Below are 18111 nucleotides of genomic sequence, written 5' to 3' on the forward strand. Positions count from 1 at the left end.
CGGCCGTTTCACGATGCATGTTTTCGTTCCCGACCCATCTCATGGCACAGCGGCACCCGCTTCGGCAAAGCTGCCGGACGCCGTCGACGGCACCACCAGATGGCAGGCCGCGAAATCCTGCCGCTCCCGCACCGTCAGGCTGGGCTGAAGGCGGCCGCATTTGTTCATGGCCTGCGGGCAGCGCGACCTGAAGCTGCAGCCGACGGGAATGTCGAGCGGGCTCGGCGGCTCCCCCTCCAGCAGGCATTCCTCCGGTCGATAGCGCCGCTGCTCGAGTGTCGGCATCGCGCTCAGCAGCGCCTTCGTATAGGGGTGCGCCGGATCGAAGAACAGACGCTCATTGTCAGCCAGTTCGAAGACCTCGCCGAGATACATCACGGCCACGCGATTGCAGGCCTTCCGCACCATGGCGAGGTCATGCGAGATGAAGATGTAGGTGAGGTCGTATTCCTTCTGGAGCTTCTGCAACAGGTCGAGCAGCTTGAACTGCTCGGACTGGTCGAGCGCCGACAGCGTCTCGTCCATGATCAGGATTTCCGGCTCGAGAACGAGCGCGCGGGCAACGTTGACGCGTTGCCGCTGCCCCGCGCTCAAGCCCAGCGGCAGCTCCTCGTAGAACTCGGCCGGCAGCCCCACCTCTCCCATCACCTTCAACACGCGCTCGCGGATCCTGGCCTTGTCGCGCCATCCGTGCGTCCGCAGCGGGTCCTCCAGCATCGTTCCGACCGCGGTCCGTGGCGGCAACGAACCGAAGGGGTCCTGCAACACCATCTGCAGCTTGCCGCGGAATTCGAGCAGCGCCCGGCCCTTCAGCGTCGCGATATCCTTGTCCGCACAGAGAATCTGCCCCGAGCTCGGCAGCTCGAGCCTGCTGAGCAGCCGCATCAGGGTCGACTTTCCGCAGCCGGATTCACCGACGATGGCGAAGCTGTCGCCGCGGCGGATGTCGAAAGTGACGTTGCGCACCGCGCGCACCAGATTGACCCCGCCGAAGCCGGTCTTCTTCCTGACCTTGTAGATCTGCGAAGCGTCGCGGAGACTGAGCACCACCTCGCGCTGCGCGTCGAGACGCGGCGTTGCCGCCGGTTCACCCCATATTTTCGGCGTCTGCCGGACCAGCTCGCGGGTGTAGGGATAGACCGGCCGGTCGATCAGGTCTTCGCTGGACTGCTCCTCGACGATGCGGCCTGCATCCATCACCAGGATGCGCGAGCAGGCCTCGCGCGCCACCGGCAGCGAAGACGACACGAACAGCACGGCGGTGTTGAACGTCGCCGTCAGTTCCTTCATCAGCCGGATCACCTGGGCCGCGACGGTGACATCGAGCGGCTGCGTGACGTTGTCGGCCACCAGCAGCGCGGGATTGGTCACCAGCGCGTCCACGATGAGCGCCCGCTGCATCATCCCGCCGGAGAATTGCGAGGGATAGTCGTGAAAACGATTGCGCGCCGATGGAATCCGCACGGCATCGAGCAGCTCGACGACGCGGGTTTCGGCCACTCGCCGCGACACCCCGGGCACGACCGCGCGCATCTTCTCGACGATCTGGGCGCCGACCGGCAGGGTCGGATCGAGCGCCCCCATCGGGTTGGCGCCGACATAGGACACCCGCTGGCGCAGCAGGCGCATGTCGCTGCCGTGCATCGCGTAGATGTCCTGCCCCTCGAACCGCACCTCGCCGGACCGTTTGGTCAGCGGCGGCTCGAGCCAGTTGACCACGGCCTTGGACAGCACGGTCTTGCCCGATCCGCTGGCGCCGACGACGCCGACGATCTCGCGCGGCGCGAGGCTCAGCGACACGCTGTCGAGGATGATCTTCGCCGATCCGGTGCGGCCGGCGGCCACCGTGACGTTCCTGAGTGCGAGCAGCGGCTGGGTCATCCTTCCGCCCCTCCATGAACCGTGTTGCGCGCACGCTCGAGCGAGGCCCCGATCAGGTTGATGCTGGTGAGGGTCAATCCGAGGAACAGGCCGGGCATCGTGGCGATCCACCATGCGTTCAGCAGGTATTTGCGCCCATCCGCGATGATATTGCCGAACGTCGGGGTCGGCGGCTGCACGCCGAGCCCGAGAAAGCCGAGCGTCGATTCGAAGATCATCATGCGGGCGACGTCGAGCACCGAGGTGAACAGCACCGGCGGCAGCAGCAGGGGAAGCAGCAGACTGAGGATGATGCGAAGATCGGTCGAGCCGCCGATCTTCGCGGCGCGGACATATTCGCGCTGTCGTTCCGTCATCACGATGCTGCGCATGATGCGCGCATAGACCGGCCAGTTGGACACGCCGAGGACCAGGATGATCGCCGGGATGGTCGGCCGGGAGACGCCAAGCACCGAGATCGCGAGGATGATCATCGGGATCGAGAGCTGGGCGTCGGTCAACCGCATGATGACGGCGTCGGTTCGGCCGCCGAAATAGCCGGCGACCGTGCCGAGCGCGCAGCCGATCACCAGCATGACGATGACGGACGCGACGCCGATCAGGAACGAGTAGCGCAAGCCCACCAGCGAGCGCACCAGCATGTCGCGGCCGATCTGATCGGTGCCGAGCGGATGCGCCCAGCTCCAGTTATTGCCGAGGAACAGCGGCGGCAGCAGACGGGCCTTGATGTCCATCTTGGTCGGATCGAGGCTGCTCAGTTCCGGATAGAGTGCTGTCGCCAGCGCAAGCACGACGAAGATGCCAAGGCCGACGCGGAAGCCCGGCGTCGATGCCGCTCTGTCCAGGATGCGTCGGGCGATGGAGCGGGGGGCCTGTTTGCGCATGATCGGCGCATCGGCAGCAGTTGCGACTGACATCAATATCCGAACCTCAATATTCGAGCCGCGGGTCCATGGTGGTGGCGACGAGATCGACGACGATGTTGATCAGCACGAAGATCGCACTGGTGACGATGGCGATGCCCTGGATCAGCGGAAAGTCGCGCTGCAGCACCGCGTTGATGGTCAACAGGCCAAGCCCCGGATAGTCGAAGATGTACTCGACGATGATCACCCCGCCGAGCAGGCTCGAGAACTGAATCCCGAGCAGATTGAGCAGCGGCACGGACGCATTGCGCAGCGCATGGTTTGCGATGATGCGGCTGCGGCCAAGGCCGCGGACGTGCCCCACCGCCACATAGGGCTCCGTCATCTGCGCCGATACCGAGCTCACAAGCGTCCGGATCAGGACCGGCGACAATTCGACGGCGAGCACGATGGCCGGCAGGATCGTGTAGGCAAATCCCTTGTAGCCGATCGCAGGCAGCCATCCGAGCTTGACCGAGAACAGCAAGGCGAGGACGATTCCGAGCCAGAAGTTCGGCAGCGAGATGAAGATCGACGAAATGTAGAATGCGAGCTTGTCCGGCCATCGTCCGATCGCGAGACCGCCGGCAATCCCGATGATGCCCGAGAAGATCAGCGCGATCACCAGCGTCACGGCGGCGAGCTGCAGCGTCATGGGCAGCGCTTCCAGGATCAGGCTCATGACCTTTGCCCGCTCACCGCGCGTGGTGTCGTTGAAGGTCGCCCCGCCCGTCGCGGCGCCGTTGGCGGGCCGCACAAAGGACTGGCCGAGATCGCCGCGCACGACGCCCCCCATGTAGCGCCCGAACTGGACGACGATCGGGTCGCGCAGGCCCATGTCGGTCGCGATCTTCTCGATCAGCGCCTCCGGCGCCATGCCGCCCGCCATCAGGCGCACCGGATCGCCCGGCACGATTCGCAGCAGCGTGAAGATCAACAGCGACACCAGGAATATGATGAGGACGCCCTGAGCCAGACGCCGCAGCAGGAAATTCAGGACGAACATTCGCAAGCTCCGGAAGAGACATGGCAAACCGCGTGCCGGCCAAGCGCGGCACGCGGCGAGCATCCGTGATCAGGCGACGGGCCTGGAGGCATCCATCGATCCGTCCGGATAGATGTACAGGCCTTCGAAATCCTTCTGCATCGCGTGGATCATCACCGACGTGAACAGCGCGAGCGCCGGCATCTTCGAAGCCAGCAAAGGCATCGTCTCGGTCTGGAGGATCTTCTTGCGCTCCTCGAGCGTCGGCGCGCTGCGTTCCTTGTCGAGGCTGGCATCGATCGCCGGATCCTCGATGCCGCAGATGCGATGCGAGGAGGAATGGAAATGGGTACGGAGCACCAGGTCGGGCTCGGGCGAGCCGGTCGACCAGCCGCAGTCGACCATGTGGCCGGGGCCACCACCGGGGCGATGGTACAGCCGCTCGTTCCAGGCGGCAGGCTCGAGCACGGTCAGGCTGACATTGAAGCCCTGCTCGTTGAGCATCGCGGTGATGATCTCGCCATACTCCTTGGTCTTCGGATAGAAGCCTACGGAGGTGATGTATTCGAGCGGCGGCAGGCCCTTGCCGTTCGGAAAGCCGGCCTCGGCGAGCAACGCCTGGCTCTTCTTCGGGTCGAACTTCGGGTAGTTCTCGAGATCGATGTAGCCGAACTTGACCGGCGACACGAAGTTGGACGACGCATGCCCTGCCGAGCCGAGCACCTCGAGAATGAGGTCGCGATTGATGGCGTGACAGGCGGCAAGCCGGATGCGCGGATCGTTGAAGGGCGGTTTTGAGCAGCGGAACCAGAGATATTTGTTCTCGACGGACACCACGCGATTGATGTGGATGTTGGGATTGCCCTTGACGGTATCGACCTGCTCAGGCTCGAGGCGCTCGACGATCGAAGCCTGGCCGTTCATCAACGACAGCATGCGCGTCGTGGAGTCGCCGGTAAAAGTGAAATTGATGCCTGCGATCGCCGGCTTGCCCTTGAAGTAGCCGTCGAAGGCCTTCATCACGGTATCGTTGCCGCGCTGCTCGACGAACTTGAAGGGACCGGTGCCATTGAGCCGCTGCGACAGCACGCCGCCCGGGCCGCCCGCGATATCCTTCGCCGACATGATCGGCAGGAACGCCGCGAGGAACATGAAGAGATGCGCCGGATAGCCGCCCTTCGACGTGTCGACGATGACGGTGTAGTCGTCGGGCGTCTCGATCTTCAGCGTGTCGGACGGCCCGGGGTACCATTGCGCCGGGCGATCGGGCTTTGAGCCGTATTCGAACGTGGCCTTGACGTCCTCGGCCTTGAACGGCTTGCCGTCGTGGAAGACCACGCCCTGACGTAGCCTGATCTGCAGGCGATTGGGATCGAGCAACTTGATGTCGGTGGCGAGCTCATAGACCACCTCACCGGGGTTCTCGAGCTTCATCGGCGTGCGGGTGAGGAAACCCATCACGAAGCCTTCGATGTTCTTCTGCGACAGCGTCGTGTGGGCGGTCGGATCCCAATTGCCGGTGATGTTCTCGGCCGACAGGAAGGTCATGGTCTTGCCGGCCTGCGCATGGGCTTGCCGGATGAAGAAGTCTGGATTGATCTGCGTGTAGCCCGCAGCAACCGCGGCTCCCGCCATGCCCTTGAGAAAGTGGCGGCGGTCAAATTTCGGATGCATCGACATTCCCCTTTTTTGCAATGACCAGAGAATCGGTCAAAACGGTCATGCAGGAGGTGTGCCAGTCCGAATTTATCGGAAATTTTGGGCCGATGAATGTGGCTTTTGACCGATTTTGCGGCAGACGCTCCTGCGGGATGTCCAAGACCTGCCCTGAAACTGCCCCTCGGCGCGCAATCCGCCTCCGACAGATGCAGTTCATTGATCAGCGGTCGGGCGCGCCGACGCACAAAGCCGATGCAGCTGGTGATTTGCTGGTCCCTGATGGCGCCGCGCCCGACTGGCCGGCATTTGCGGCTGCGGCGTTCGACACCTTTGGCCGAACGATCATGGCGATCCGGCCGCGCACCGCCTGCCGTTCGGGCACGCGGAACCCGCAGGAGATCGCCGTTTGACCTGAAAGGATCGAATGATTGGTAGCGGGAGAGCGCTACCGCCTTTCCCCACAGCGACCAAACCTACGATACCTCATCCAATCTTACGCATAAAGTCATTCGGCAAGCCCCGCGAGCAGCACAGGTGTACGCTCATGCGGAGGAACATTGAAAGACACTCGGGTCTTGGTCGCATGAAGGCGCCCTCCGTCGCGGGAAATCGAAGGCGCGCATTTGCATCCGTCGGAAATGGGCGGCCAGCAAGCCGACCCACCCCGAGAGGTACGCTTTTGAGCGGAAACTCGCTTCGCCGGTCGACCGGGAGGAACGGTTTCCTAACTGCTTGCGTTGCACCGGAGCGGCAGGATCAGGCCGATCGAGATCGCCTTCCTGTTCAGGACCACGCAGACCCTCGTCCGCAGCGCGACCAAGAAGTTCGGCCTGAAATCCTATCCCGCATCGCGGGCTGGAAGGCATGGCGGAGCATCCTCGTTCAAAGCTGGCACGCGCGCCCCGATGGCGAAACCTGCGCCCAGTTCTGGCGGCGCCTGTGGGCACAGTATGGCCGGTGCCAGACCATCCCCCTCTACAAGCTTGGCCTTGAGGCCCAGCCGCCGGACCGTCCGCGCAAGCGCGCAACGACCGAACGGCCCACGATCAGGCCGAACAGCAAAGCTGCTTAGCCGAGCCGCTTATCCAGGCCGCGTACCCGAGCCAATCCGCCCGGCAAGCCAGACAGCCGAACCGGACAGGCCTGTGCGCGGGCGCCAGTCCGCAACGTCAGGTGTGTCGTCGCCGCGCGCGTCAGGTCTAGAGACCAACGCCGGCGCGATGTCGAGAGAGCAACGCCATCGTCGCATCTGTCCGCCGTCATCGTTTGCGGCAATCACGTTGGCTGCCTGTCTGACCGCCTCCCAAGTTGCATCGGTTCTCGCCGGTTTTGCTCGCTCGCGCCCGCTTTGCCGGGCGTTTCATGGCCCATATCGGCTCCGCTCTGGTTCCATCCTGCAACCGGACAGCAACCGGAAAAAGCAGCACGCGAAAATGATCTCTGGTTGTATTTCATACTAATATTTCGTCCTACGATTTCGACGCCGCGGGCACGGCGTGCGAGCACCTTCGTCGATACGCACTCCCTCGAAAGCAGTCGAGCCAACCACCGACCTTGCGGCCCAATCCGCACGCGCCTAGACTTGAGTCTTGCCGCTCGAGACCGCGCCCCAACGTCCGCACCGTGCCCGACCGGTCAGCCAAAAACACCACCCATCCGACAATCGTGCCCCTGGTCATTCACATGACCGTGATCGCCGCGTGACCAGTTCGGCCCGCTCGGGGCGCGCCACCTGAACCGCCCGTTTCAATTGCCCGGGGACGTTGCAGTCAAACCCAGCGCTCTCTTCGACCGTGCGCCACGGCCGGCGAACTGCGCGGCGCATAACCTGCGCCAAATTTGGTTGCGTTTGAATCCTTGGGGGACATCGAGGGCCGCCCGCCGTCATCGCCCCGCGATCGGGGCTTGCGCGTCGCGGGTCGGTCGCCGGTTGCGCAGACGTGCCAGCAAGGATTCGACTATCGTGGCGGAAGCCGCAGCCATATCCCACATCGGGATGATCCGGGCAGCCTCGAGCCTTCCGCCCTCCCGAGGCCCCTGCCTTGCGGTCGCAAGGATTCGACTGCCGGCAAGAGCTCGACCAAAGACCCGATCGAGGTCCCAACCTGACGGCCGCGGCAACTCGCACACGTCACCGGATCTTCAGCCAGCGCAATGACAGGCTCTCGATCGCCTCGCTCGCCGGCATCTATGAAAAGGAGTGGATGCCGCCGCGGGCGCGCGAATGTTTCGAGGATGCCCGCAAGCAGCTCAACGATCACCTCGACAGTCCAGCGACCGTGACCTTTCCCGATGGCTATGCGGATGTGAGCTTCATGGACATTTGCGAGTCGCGATTAGGCGCGACTGGAACGGCACACGCGATTGTTTGACGGAGGCTGTCCGAGACCGGTTCGAGCACGTGGCTTCGCTTCACGCAGTAGGCGGCGGGCACTACCCCGCACCGAGATTGCGGAGCATGTAGGTCGCGCCTTTGCCGTAGGACGCGATCTTTGCGCTCAACTCCGCATTCGTCGTGACGGGCCGAAAGCCGAGACGTTCCCATAGCGGTCGCGCGGCGTAGATTGAGACCAGCGCGAGAGCCGCAATGCCCGACGAGCGCGCGAGTTTCTCGATCGTCGCGACATAAGCGCGTGCCATACCCCCGCGGGCGTCGGGCAGCACAGCGATGTCATGTACATAAAGGCAATCCGCATCGTCAGGCAATCGTTCGAGAAAGCCGTCGAGCGGCGGAAACTGATGCTGCTTCCAGGGATAAGCGAGCCCGTAGCCGACGATCGCCTCCTCCGCGGCGAGCACGCGGGCGCCATCAGGACAAAGCCGAATCTTTTCCGCGAACGCCTCGGGGCGCTCGAACAGATCAGGATGGATGCGCGCGGCGATGGCGCTGATCGCAGCAAGGTCACACGCGCGGGCGGGACGCCAATGCGGCTTGCTCATACCGGTCCGTTGCTCGATCTTGTCGATGCGCTCAGCAGAAGCCGCCGTCGCAGCAATGCTACGCCATGTTTATATCCTACACGCGTCTTTCGCTAGCCAAGGAAAACAGGGCGTTGTGGACGTAGGCGCATGATATCGCGCGGAGCCAACGTATTGCACAGGCTGCGCGCTGTCGGTATTCGGACCATTGTCAGCAACTTTACGCCACACCCCGCGACGAAGTGCCTGCAGAGCCTACGAATTCACTTCGGCACGTGGTTTGCACTGTTCACGGCATCATCACCAATCGAGTGCGATGGTCTTCGGGACGGATGCGGCGTGCGTCGCTGTTAGCGTCTGGTCCGCCCCGACGGTTTGCTGCGCGATAAGTTAAGGACGCTCGGTCGTGGACCGAGAAAATACAGGGACGTGTTGGATGCGATCTGGAGTTCTTCTTTTGGGAGCTACGACAATTGCGCTCGTCGCAACCGGTGCAACGAATGCGGCAAACCTTGAGCCAGAACTGAAATTGCCACCGGCGGCGTGGGACTGGTCCGGCGGCTATATTGGCGGCCACCTCGGCGGCGGCTACGGCCGGACTTCCTTTAGAAATCCCTACGGTCCGTCAATCTATGGCGATGTCGTCGACACCCCAGTGTTCCTCGCAGGTGGCCAGATCGGCTACAATTGGCAGAAGGACGGCTGGGTGTTTGGCGTCGAACTTGATGCCAGCGGTGCTGTCTCCGACGGCACAAATACTTGCCTAGCGGCGTCCGGCTTCGTCGTGAGCGCAAACTGCAAGGCAGGTCCCAACGTCTTTGCCACCGGGACCGGCCGCGTCGGTTACGCGTTTGGCGTGCTGGGCCGCACGCAGGCCTATCTCAAGGGAGGCGTGGCTTGGCAAAACAATCGGGGCGACGTCCTCAATAACAACGAGTTCTATGGCGACTGGCCACAGCACAAAACCCATTTCGACTATGGTCGGGTCGGGGGCGTCATAGGGCTGGGCGTCGAGCAAGCGCTTACACCTGCATGGTCGGTCAAAGTTGAGTATGACTATCTGCATTTCGGCGGACCGAGTGTCACGACTCCTCCGACGGTGCAGAATCCGCCGTTCGCAATTCTTCCGGCGAACACAACCAGCCTGTCCAGCAACTATCACGTCGGAATGATCGGATTGAACTACCATTTTGGCGCCGCCTCATGGACGGCGAAATGGTCCGATGCGCGGCTGTACACGAAAGCACCCGCCGGCGCGCCAATTGCTTACACGGCCGGTTGGTCGTTCGAAGGCGGATCGCGGCTCTGGCTCAGCCGGGGACGCTTCCAATGGGACAGTAGCGCAGTGCCCGATGGCAGCCCTCTAGACCCAAGCATTCTCATATCGAGGCTCACCTATCACGGATTGGACGGACTTTCCGGGGAATTATTTGGCCGTCTTGACAGCCCGTGGGGAGTATTCCTGAAAAGCAATATTGGCACCGGACGCTTCAACGCAGGAAACATCAACAATGAAGACTGGGGCATCGAACGCAGTTTTCCCTACATCAACAACGTATCAGGCCAGGCAAACGGAACATTCACGTACTATACGGCTGATGCCGGATACGATTTCCTGCGCGGCGCCAACTACAAGATCGGCGCATTCATCGGCTGGACCTATTACGGCCAGAGCTCCGATTCGACGGGATGCGCCCAGATCGCCAACCCAGTGTTTGCATGCTTATCGCCCGGCGACGACAGGATAATTGGCAGCCAGAACACGCAGTGGAATGCACCTCGCGTCGGCCTGAGCGCCGAAAACATGCTGACCGAGCGCTGGCGCTTGAACGCTGACGTCGCCTACCTGCCCTGGACCGATTTCAAAGGCCGCGACAATCATCTCTTGCGCCCGACGACCACCTTCATTGATCAACGCGGGCACGGAGGCGGGGGTGTACAGGTTGAAGGCGTGCTGTCCTACTTCATCACCAATAACTTCAGCGTCGGCGTCGGCGGGCGCTATTGGGCAATGTGGACCCAAAGGGACAGCGAAGAGAAATGCACAGGCTGTGGTGGTCCGGGAAACATCAGCGGTATTCAGTTTTCGAAGTTCAGCATGGAGCGCTGGGGTACGTTCTTTCAGGCGTCCTATAGGTTCGAATGAGAAGATCACGCGTGTAGCCAGCTTCAGGCCTCTTCGGCTCCGTGATATTGCGATAGTACGCGCGCCAGTGTGCGAGGTAGGCGGGTCGCGCCGATCGACCGACTTATCTCGTGCGACGCGCGGATCAGAACGACCTAGTACAACTTTGGCAGAATTGTTTGCGTTAGTGTTTTTCAGGGACTTGTTTTCGGCAGTATGGACACCGTTGAGACGGCGGCCGAAGGATGAGATCGACGATGGCGTGACGTACGGCGGGCATGGTTGGCTGAGGCGGAGGCCCGTTGATTTTTTTCCGCCCCGCGTGTGCGAGGCGACGATGTTGCAGGAAGGCGTAGGCAATCATTGTTATCAGGGCGTGGCCATGAAGACCCGGCCATGATCGCCCCTCGAAGTGATCAAGTCCAAGCTCCTCCTTCAACTGCTGATGCGCCTGCTCACAAATCCATCTTGCCTTGATGGTGGCGGCCAACGTGCGCAGATCCGTCGCCGCCGGAAGGTTGGCCAGATAGTATTTCTTCTCCCCGGACGCACGTTGCTCGCCAATGAGCCAGGCTTCGTCGCCTGGGAGATGCTGCTGACCTTTATCCCATATCCGTTGCGGAGGGCCGTCGGCGGTCCGGACACGGAGAGCAGCAAATTGGGCTTTAAGCCGACCTCTCGTCCCGCTACGCCAACTCACGGTTTTCCATTTGGCGCTGGCCAGCATTTGTTCTGCCGCAATCGACAAGATATCGGGCACGTGGTGCTTTCGTGGTTTGCCTTTGGTGATCGGCCAAATGAGCTTCACATCGACCGGATACACTTTCTGGTGCCGAGGGATACCGACAGCCCAGGTCAGCCCGCGCTCCGTCAACCCTTGTCGAAACGGTGCGCTGAGGCCGTATCCTGCATCCGCCAGCACACATCCAAAGCGCATGTTGGCTGCCACAGAAAGAGACGTAACGCGACCATCACTGGCACTTCGCCGCGCGCAAGCGTTAAAGACACCAGCGTTTGGCAATTTGCCGTTTTGCCGAGAGCCGACGCGTATTGAGCCGCAACACCAACCGAGCGTTCACCCTTCGTCGGCAGTGAGGTGTCATCAATAACCAGCACCGCATCCCTGCCGCCGACAAGTCGGTCCGCCGGGTTGAGCAACTCTGTCTCCAGCGGTGTCGCGTCCCAGACACCGTCCGCAATGAAATGGTGCAGCTGGTCGTAGTTGCCCGTGGCAACGCGTTCTGCCATCGGCTGAACGCTCTTGCGATCGCCAGGACCGATCAATCCCGCAACGTACAGAGGACACATCCGCTGCCGAGTCTTATGACCCAACCGGTCCAAGAACGGCATCAGCCAGCGTTCGAGTTCGTCTTGCCATCCCGCCATGGTTAGCCAAGAGCCGACCTCATTGAAAAATTGATTCGGGAGTCCCATAAAGCACGGCAAAATCAACGATCTGCCAAAGTAGTGCTAAGGTCCGGACTCAATTGAGCCACCAGACGACGGCGGCGGCGATGAAGGCTCCTGAGAGGAAGTTTCTGGCAAGCTTGTCGTAGCGAGTGGCGATGCGGCGGAAGTCCTTGAGGCGAGCGAACATGCGCTCGATCAGGTTGCGCTGACGGTAGAGCCGCTTGTCATAAGGGATTGGCTGACTACGGCTCGTCGTGAGGGAATGACGGCTTTGGCCTGCGTGGCGGCGAGAAGCTGACGCAGGCTGTTGGCGTCGTAAGCCTTGTCCGCCCTGACTGCCCTGGTCGGAGTGGTGCAACAGGGCGTCCGGCTTGCCGCGTCGCCAGACAGCCATCAGCAGGGCATCGGTTACCAACAGAGCTGTCATCGCGGCGCTCATCGACCAACCCACCACCCGGCGTGAGAACAGGTCGATCACTGCTACGACGTAGAGCCAGCCCTCGGCCGTCCAGAGATACGTAAAGTCGGCGATCCACTTCTGGTTCGGTCGCTCGGCGGCGAACTGCCGGTCAAGGAGGTTCGCCGGCACAGTCTCGAGTTGTCGATCGCCGCTGTCCTTAAGCAAGCGCCGGCGTCGCGGCCGCGCCCGCAAGCCTTGCAGGCGCATCAGCCGTTCGATTTGGTGCAGGCCACAGCCCGCCCCATCGGCGAGCAGATCACGCCACACACGGGGCGCACCATAGGTGCGGTCGCTCGCCATGAAGCTGGCCTTTACCTTGCCGCTGAGCTCTTCGTCGCTGCGGGATCTGGCGCTGGGCGAGCGATTCGCATCGCATAGCCATGCCACCCGGCCAGATTAGCCGGTGCTTCGCGATGACGACGAACTTGATGTCGCTTCCTTCGCGAAGAAGGCTACGGCCTTTTTTAGGATATCCCGCTCGGCCTTCAACTTGGCGACCTCACGGCGCAACCGCCCGATCTCCTACTGCTCTGGCTTCATCTGCCCGTGGCCGGGAAAGGCCTGCACCGGATTGGAGCCGAATTCTTTCACCCATTTGCGCAGAACGTTCTCATGAACATCCAGGTCGCGGCCGGCTTGCGCGCCACCGAAACCCCACGCTCCCTAACCAGCTTGACCGCCTCGGTCTTGAATTCGCGACTGAACTTTCATCTCTTCGTCGCCCACCTCCGGCTTCATGAAACACCTAATCTCGGTGTCCATCAAACCGGCAGCAGCTCACCGTGGGTTCTCTTTTTAGGCGTGCAAGGGTGGCGACCCGGGCCCTGATCGCCGACTCACTGCGCTTTAGCTCACTCGCGATCTCTTTCGCAGCTCGCCCGGCTTCCCACAGTTCGATTACCCGCTGGTCGTCCAGCTTAGACCATCGGGTAAATCGCTTGCCTGGCAAGTCCCACCTAGAAGCCCTCATTTATCTAGGCTCTCCCCAGCTAAATGCGTGTCCTATGGCTGTGCGACATCAGTGCTTCGCCTGACCAGCTCGCGAACTCTTATGCGACAAGGTCTCGTCTGAGGATGCTGACCCGCTTGTTCAGTGCTCGGCGCAACGCATTGCCCTCACATTTCGTCATCCTGCCAGCAGACCGCTCGGACACACAATCCATCATGACCTCTTGAATCTGGACCAGCGTCATACTTTCGATCTGGGCAATGCGCTTCTTAACTTCTGGGCGCAAGTTGGCGGTCGTTTTAGACATCGTCGGATCCTGATGCTCCACGAATTCCAGCCCGAAAGGCTAACGACGCTTGACGGTACAGCATCAACATTGGATCGGGCTCCTACCTGCTCTGGGGGGGCGTCGCTCCCTGGCCACTCATCCTCTGTTCATCCTCGGGCGGCCGAGCTAAAGAAGTCGGTGAAAGTACTTGAAGAGGAGTGCGGCATGGTCAGCCGCGCACTCGACGAAGTTGTTCGTGCTGGAAACAAACAGTCAATCCGCGAAGGTCGCCTGCGCAGCGAAGGCTGGAAAGAGCTAAGGAAAGCTGACGCCCGCACGCGACGGTGTTTGCGTGCTGCGGGCGATATCGAGGTAGTTCGGCGAGCAGCTGTGTTCCCACTCCTGCGAGCATCCTCTTAGATTACCGGTTCAGAGATGGTCGTGGATCGTAGTCTCACGATCGGCGTCCCACAGAAATCTGAAGCGCTCGAGATAATTTTCTGATGGGTCGACTGACTGACGCCAACACACGCTTTTCGTACACGCTGTCAATTATGTCAGTTGCGACCACGTATCCAAAGTACTATGTCGCTCGACCCAATTGCGCGCCTTGGATTTTGTGGGTTTATCGTGCCTGCCAGTATGGTAGGCGAACTCGCCGGCGGGCTGTTCAGCAGTTCGTCCGCGAAACTCTTCGCGTCAGCCTCACTTGCAAAGGTTCTGGTTTCTCGAATGGGGTATCGATTTGGCCCCTTCGAATGGTTGAAGGAAACATACCAAGTGTGTTGTAGCCCTATCCTTCTCGTGCGCATCGGCCGATGATAACTTTATGCCCCAACGCATACGATGCAGCCGGAGGTTTTCAATGACGATCATTATCTAACTTGGTCATGCCTCCATCAACATGGTCAACTGCGAGCATTGGTAGTTGATCGTTTGCGGCAATTGCCGTCGATGGAAACGCTTGACTATTTTGCAGAGCCGTCGGATCGACCCGGCCCGGAAAGGCGGCGAGAAGATCAGGTTACACCGGCAGACTTGAGCACGACTGCGTCACCGATGCTGGGCAGGTTCACCACGCCTGCTGATTTCCTCGATCTGCAATTGCCATCCAAGAGTAACCGGCATGAGGGCCTCACCTCGCAGTGACGAAGCTTGTCTGCGATACCGGCTGGCAAGAGCTGATCGGTGGAGGTGGCGCGATGGCAAATGCCATGCTTGCTGCCAGGCAGGAAGGTGACTCTTATAGCCGCGTTGAGGTGACCACTGGGGAGCGCCGGCGACGACGGTGGACGAGCGAGGAGAAGGCCCGGATCGCGGCGGAGAGCTTTGAGGAGGGAACGAACATCTCCGAGGTGGCGCGGCGCAATGGCGTTTCTCGCGGACTGCTCACGGTGTAGCGACGCCAGGTGGCGGCGGCGCTCGCCGGCAAAGCCCAGAACTTCGTGCCTATCCAAATTGGCGCCGAGAGCGGTGGCGGGAGGGTTGGCAAGTCCGAGTGTATTTCGCAGGTACAGATGAAGCTGTGGAGATTGCGCCGCCGGCCAAGGTCTGTGGAGTGGTCGAGATTGAGGTGAAGGGGGGCGCATCCGGGTCGAGCCGGGCGTGGAACTGGCGACGCTTTCGGTGGTGCTATCGGCGCTTCGGGGCATCCGGTGATTGCTCTACGGTCAGACATCAAGGTGGTGCTGGCGGCCCAGCCGGTCGACTTTCGTAAGTCGGTGCATACGCTGTCGGCGCTGGCGAGCTAAGCACTGCGCGCGAACCCATATTGCAGCGACGGAGTGAAGCTTCTGGCGTGGGACGGCAGCGGCATGGTGTTGGTAACGAAGTGGTTGCACCAGGGGCGTTTCACCTGGCCGCCGATCCGCGACGGCGTTGTGCATCTCAGCGCGACGCAGTTTGCGATGCTACTCGACGGGCTCGAGTGGACGCGTGTGTCGCCCAAGCCTGTGAAGCAGCCGGCCATTGTCGGCTGAGAAGTGAGGATTTCACTGGAGCATGGGTCGCACGGATGTATCGTCTGGTCATGGCGATTCGCCCCGACGCTCTCCCGACCGATCCGGCAGCTCTCACCGAGATGGTGCTCGCGCTTGGCACTGAGAACGAGACGCTGCGCGTAGCAATGCAGACGTTCAAGGACATGATCTTCGGGAAGCGCTCGGAGCGGCTTGCCGCGCTCGTGGCCGAGCAGCTCGCGCTTGAGCTTGGCGATCTTGAGACCGACGTCACGCCGCCTGCAGCTGCCAACGACGATGCGGCTGCGGCAAAGCCGCCCGGCAAGCCACTGCGGAAGAAGGCGCGCCGCAACATCGGCGCGCTTCCAAAGCACCTGCCGCGCTGCGAGCATGTGCTGGAGCCGGAGGCGACCGCATGCCCCTGTTGCCAGGGCCAGCTTCACAAGATCAGCGAGGACGTCAGCGAGGTGCTGGACATCATCCCGGCGATCCTGCGGGTGCTGCGGACGGTCCGTCCCAAGTACGGCTGCCGCCGCTGCACCGATGGTGTGATCCAGGCGAAGGTGCTGCCGCGCCTGATCGAGAGCGGCATGGCTTCGACCGCACTCGTGAGCCACGTGGTAGTCTCGAAGTTCGCCTGGTATCTGCCGCTGTACCGACAGGCGCAAATTCTGGCCGGCCAGGGTGTCCGTCTCGACCGGGCGACGCTCGCCGGCTGGGTGCGTGCGGCCTGGTGGCTCAGGAGCCTCTATGCGCTCCAGCTGCGCACGATCCATGCCGCGCCGCGCCTGTTCTGCGACGAGACGCCGATGCCGGTGCTCGATCCCGGACGACATCGCCCGCGCATCTGCCAGTTCTGGGCGCATGCCATGGATGACCGGCCATGGGGCGGCCCCTCGCCGCCGGCGGTGGCCTACGTGTTCGCCGACGGCCGTGGCACGGCGGAGATCGCCAGACAGTTAACGGGCTTTTCCGGCATTCTGCAGGTCGACGGTTATGCCGCCTACAAAGCGCTCGCCCGCGATCATGGCGGCGCGATCCAACTCGCCTTTTGTCTCGCCCATGCCCGCCGCAAATTCATTGAGGTGTTCAAGACGACCGCGTCGCCGTTCGCGCGCGAAGTGATCGAGCGCCTGCAGGCGGTCTATGCCATCGAAGCAGAGATCCGTGGCAGCAGTGCCGAGCAGCGGCTGGCCACCCGCGGCACCAGGTCCGCTCCATTGATGGAGGCGCTCAGGACGCGCCTGACCGCAATGGTCAGCCAACTCTTCTCCCAATCGAAGCTGGCGGAGGCGATCAACTATGCGCTCAATCACTGTGACGGGTTGACGCTGTTTCTCCGCGACGGCCGTGTCGAAGTTGACAGCAACACAGTCGAGCGTTCCATGCGCCCGATTGCGATGGGAAGACGCAACTCATTTTGTCGCGACGATCAGGCCCGTCCGCTGCTCGGACCGCCACGAAACGGTCGCAAAACCGAGGATTTCCTCCGTAGCGCCTATCTCGATATCCCAGCCGTCGTTGAGGCGCTGCGCCAGCACTGGATGCCCATCCGCTACGCACGCGACCGCTAATCATCGCGGACGTGGGAGCTCATACCGGTTACGATCAATAACCTTTGCCCGACTCTTGATGAGGCGAGCTTTCCATTCCGAGCTGCACGAGCCGGCGCCGGACATGATGATCCGCTGAGCGAAGCGCTTCGACCACGGGCAGGGCGGTTCTCGTTCATGGACGAGCGCATCCAGAACATCATCCAGGGACACGCACCGGCCAATGAGGCGCGCGCCTATGGCGACCTAGCCACAAACGGCGCAGCGCGAAATTCGCAAACTGCCGCGCTGCGAAGTCGGCGCGCGCGCCGCGGCTGCGCGCGTGGGTTCATGATAAACCACGCCATCGCGCGAGAATTGCTGTTTCGCGGGATCGACCGCTCGGTGGACAAGACTGCGGTCAGTGCTCAAGCGGGCAGAGCAGGAGCTCGGAGGCCGTCCGATCACCATCGTATTGCTGTCGGGAGGGTCGTCCAACATTGGTTGGCTCAAGCCGCTCATCGAGCGAGACCTTTCCACCCAGCTCGGCCATGCCGAGATCCTGGAACTTAAGCTGGCTCAAACCTCTGATGTGGCGTGAAGCCCCGCCACCGTAAACATTCCGCAGTGGGACATCGCGTCGACAACCTGCGCAACAGCCGACATGCGCGACGAATAGCCCTCGGTCCAACGAGCCCAACAGCGACAAATCGAGTCTATGAAATTGCGGAAATGAGTGTCGACAACCCTCGGTACGGGTGCCATGTACGCACTATTGGGGCTAAACTCTGATCCGTTAGATGTTAATCGAAAAACGCGATCCACGACTGAAAATCATATCAGTTCGAACCCGCAGACCATTCGTTCTTTTTGTACGCTACAGCTACTCAACTGCCGCACCTGCCGTTTAGATCTCTTTCTTGCTTGAGAAGCCCCGATCTTAGTTGATCAAAGACTGGTCGGAGCTCGGGGTTGAGGCATGCGCGAGAAAAACGAAGAGGCTCTCCCCCCGGCGTTTGGATCGCCAGACCACTGGAAAATATCGCCCGCCGAGAAGCGC

The 18111-nt window shown here is 61.7% G+C and carries 12 protein-coding genes and 3 pseudogenes; 7 read left to right on the forward strand and 8 right to left on the reverse strand.

What is annotated here, in order from left to right:
- Window positions 1-39: 39 nt before the first annotated feature.
- The 4 genes from ACVINW_RS02780 to ACVINW_RS02795 form a co-directional block, all read right to left on the reverse strand.
- Window positions 40-1881, reverse strand: a complete 1842-nt coding sequence (locus ACVINW_RS02780; RefSeq protein WP_456749892.1) for an ABC transporter ATP-binding protein — start codon at window positions 1879-1881, stop codon at window positions 40-42.
- Window positions 1878-2798 (reverse strand): ABC transporter permease, encoded by a 921-nt coding sequence (locus ACVINW_RS02785; RefSeq protein ID WP_456749893.1) that lies wholly within the window; start codon window positions 2796-2798, stop codon window positions 1878-1880. Before ACVINW_RS02785 ends, ACVINW_RS02780 begins: the two co-directional genes overlap by 4 nt.
- 13 nt (window positions 2799-2811) lie before the next feature.
- Complete coding sequence (locus tag ACVINW_RS02790) at window positions 2812-3792, reverse strand: ABC transporter permease (RefSeq protein ID WP_456749894.1); 981 nt, start codon at window positions 3790-3792, stop codon at window positions 2812-2814.
- 69 nt (window positions 3793-3861) lie between these two features.
- Window positions 3862-5445, reverse strand: coding sequence for an ABC transporter substrate-binding protein (locus tag ACVINW_RS02795; RefSeq protein WP_456749895.1), 1584 nt, complete (start codon window positions 5443-5445; stop codon window positions 3862-3864).
- A 20-nt stretch (window positions 5446-5465) separates the two neighbouring features.
- Between ACVINW_RS02795 and ACVINW_RS02800 the strand changes: the two genes are divergently transcribed.
- Both ACVINW_RS02800 and ACVINW_RS02805 read left to right on the forward strand, forming a co-directional pair.
- The gene (locus ACVINW_RS02800) at window positions 5466-5840 is read left to right on the forward strand and encodes a hypothetical protein (RefSeq protein ID WP_456749896.1); all 375 of its coding nucleotides are present in this window, start codon (window positions 5466-5468) and stop codon (window positions 5838-5840) included.
- Between the two features lie 1632 nt (window positions 5841-7472).
- Window positions 7473-7802: a hypothetical protein gene (locus tag ACVINW_RS02805; protein WP_456749897.1), complete on the forward strand. Its 330-nt coding sequence runs from the start codon at window positions 7473-7475 to the stop codon at window positions 7800-7802.
- A 61-nt stretch (window positions 7803-7863) separates the two neighbouring features.
- On the opposite strand, the gene ACVINW_RS02810 is transcribed toward ACVINW_RS02805, so the two are convergent.
- Window positions 7864-8370 (reverse strand): GNAT family N-acetyltransferase, encoded by a 507-nt coding sequence (locus ACVINW_RS02810; RefSeq protein WP_456749898.1) that lies wholly within the window; start codon window positions 8368-8370, stop codon window positions 7864-7866.
- A gap of 415 nt (window positions 8371-8785) precedes the next feature.
- Between ACVINW_RS02810 and ACVINW_RS02815 the strand changes: the two genes are divergently transcribed.
- Window positions 8786-10495: an outer membrane beta-barrel protein gene (locus ACVINW_RS02815; protein ID WP_456749899.1), complete on the forward strand. Its 1710-nt coding sequence runs from the start codon at window positions 8786-8788 to the stop codon at window positions 10493-10495.
- A gap of 173 nt (window positions 10496-10668) precedes the next feature.
- Here the strand turns inward: ACVINW_RS02815 and ACVINW_RS02820 are convergent.
- From ACVINW_RS02820 to ACVINW_RS02830, 3 genes and pseudogenes are all read right to left on the reverse strand, one after another.
- Window positions 10669-11908 (reverse strand): annotated as a pseudogene (locus ACVINW_RS02820) (IS701 family transposase).
- A gap of 49 nt (window positions 11909-11957) precedes the next feature.
- A pseudogene (locus ACVINW_RS02825) lies at window positions 11958-13015 on the reverse strand (IS3 family transposase).
- A 378-nt stretch (window positions 13016-13393) separates the two neighbouring features.
- Window positions 13394-13600, reverse strand: a complete 207-nt coding sequence (locus ACVINW_RS02830; protein ID WP_456749900.1) for a hypothetical protein — start codon at window positions 13598-13600, stop codon at window positions 13394-13396.
- A gap of 1106 nt (window positions 13601-14706) precedes the next feature.
- Between ACVINW_RS02830 and ACVINW_RS02835 the strand changes: the two genes are divergently transcribed.
- The 4 genes and pseudogenes from ACVINW_RS02835 (at window position 14707) to ACVINW_RS02850 (ending at window position 17652) form a co-directional block, all read left to right on the forward strand.
- Window positions 14707-14961 carry a transposase gene (locus tag ACVINW_RS02835; protein ID WP_456749901.1) on the forward strand — a complete coding sequence of 85 codons (255 nt, stop codon included), beginning with the start codon at window positions 14707-14709 and terminating at the stop codon, window positions 14959-14961.
- A 255-nt stretch (window positions 14962-15216) separates the two neighbouring features.
- Window positions 15217-15540, forward strand: a pseudogene (gene tnpB / locus ACVINW_RS02840) (IS66 family insertion sequence element accessory protein TnpB).
- 35 nt (window positions 15541-15575) lie between these two features.
- Complete coding sequence (gene tnpC / locus ACVINW_RS02845) at window positions 15576-17093, forward strand: IS66 family transposase (protein ID WP_456749902.1); 1518 nt, start codon at window positions 15576-15578, stop codon at window positions 17091-17093.
- 382 nt (window positions 17094-17475) lie between these two features.
- Entirely contained in the window at window positions 17476-17652 is a 177-nt protein-coding gene (locus ACVINW_RS02850; protein ID WP_456749903.1) for a hypothetical protein, read from the forward strand.
- The last annotated feature ends 459 nt before the right edge of the window (window positions 17653-18111 follow it).

Source organism: Bradyrhizobium sp. USDA 4461, assembly GCF_054055655.1.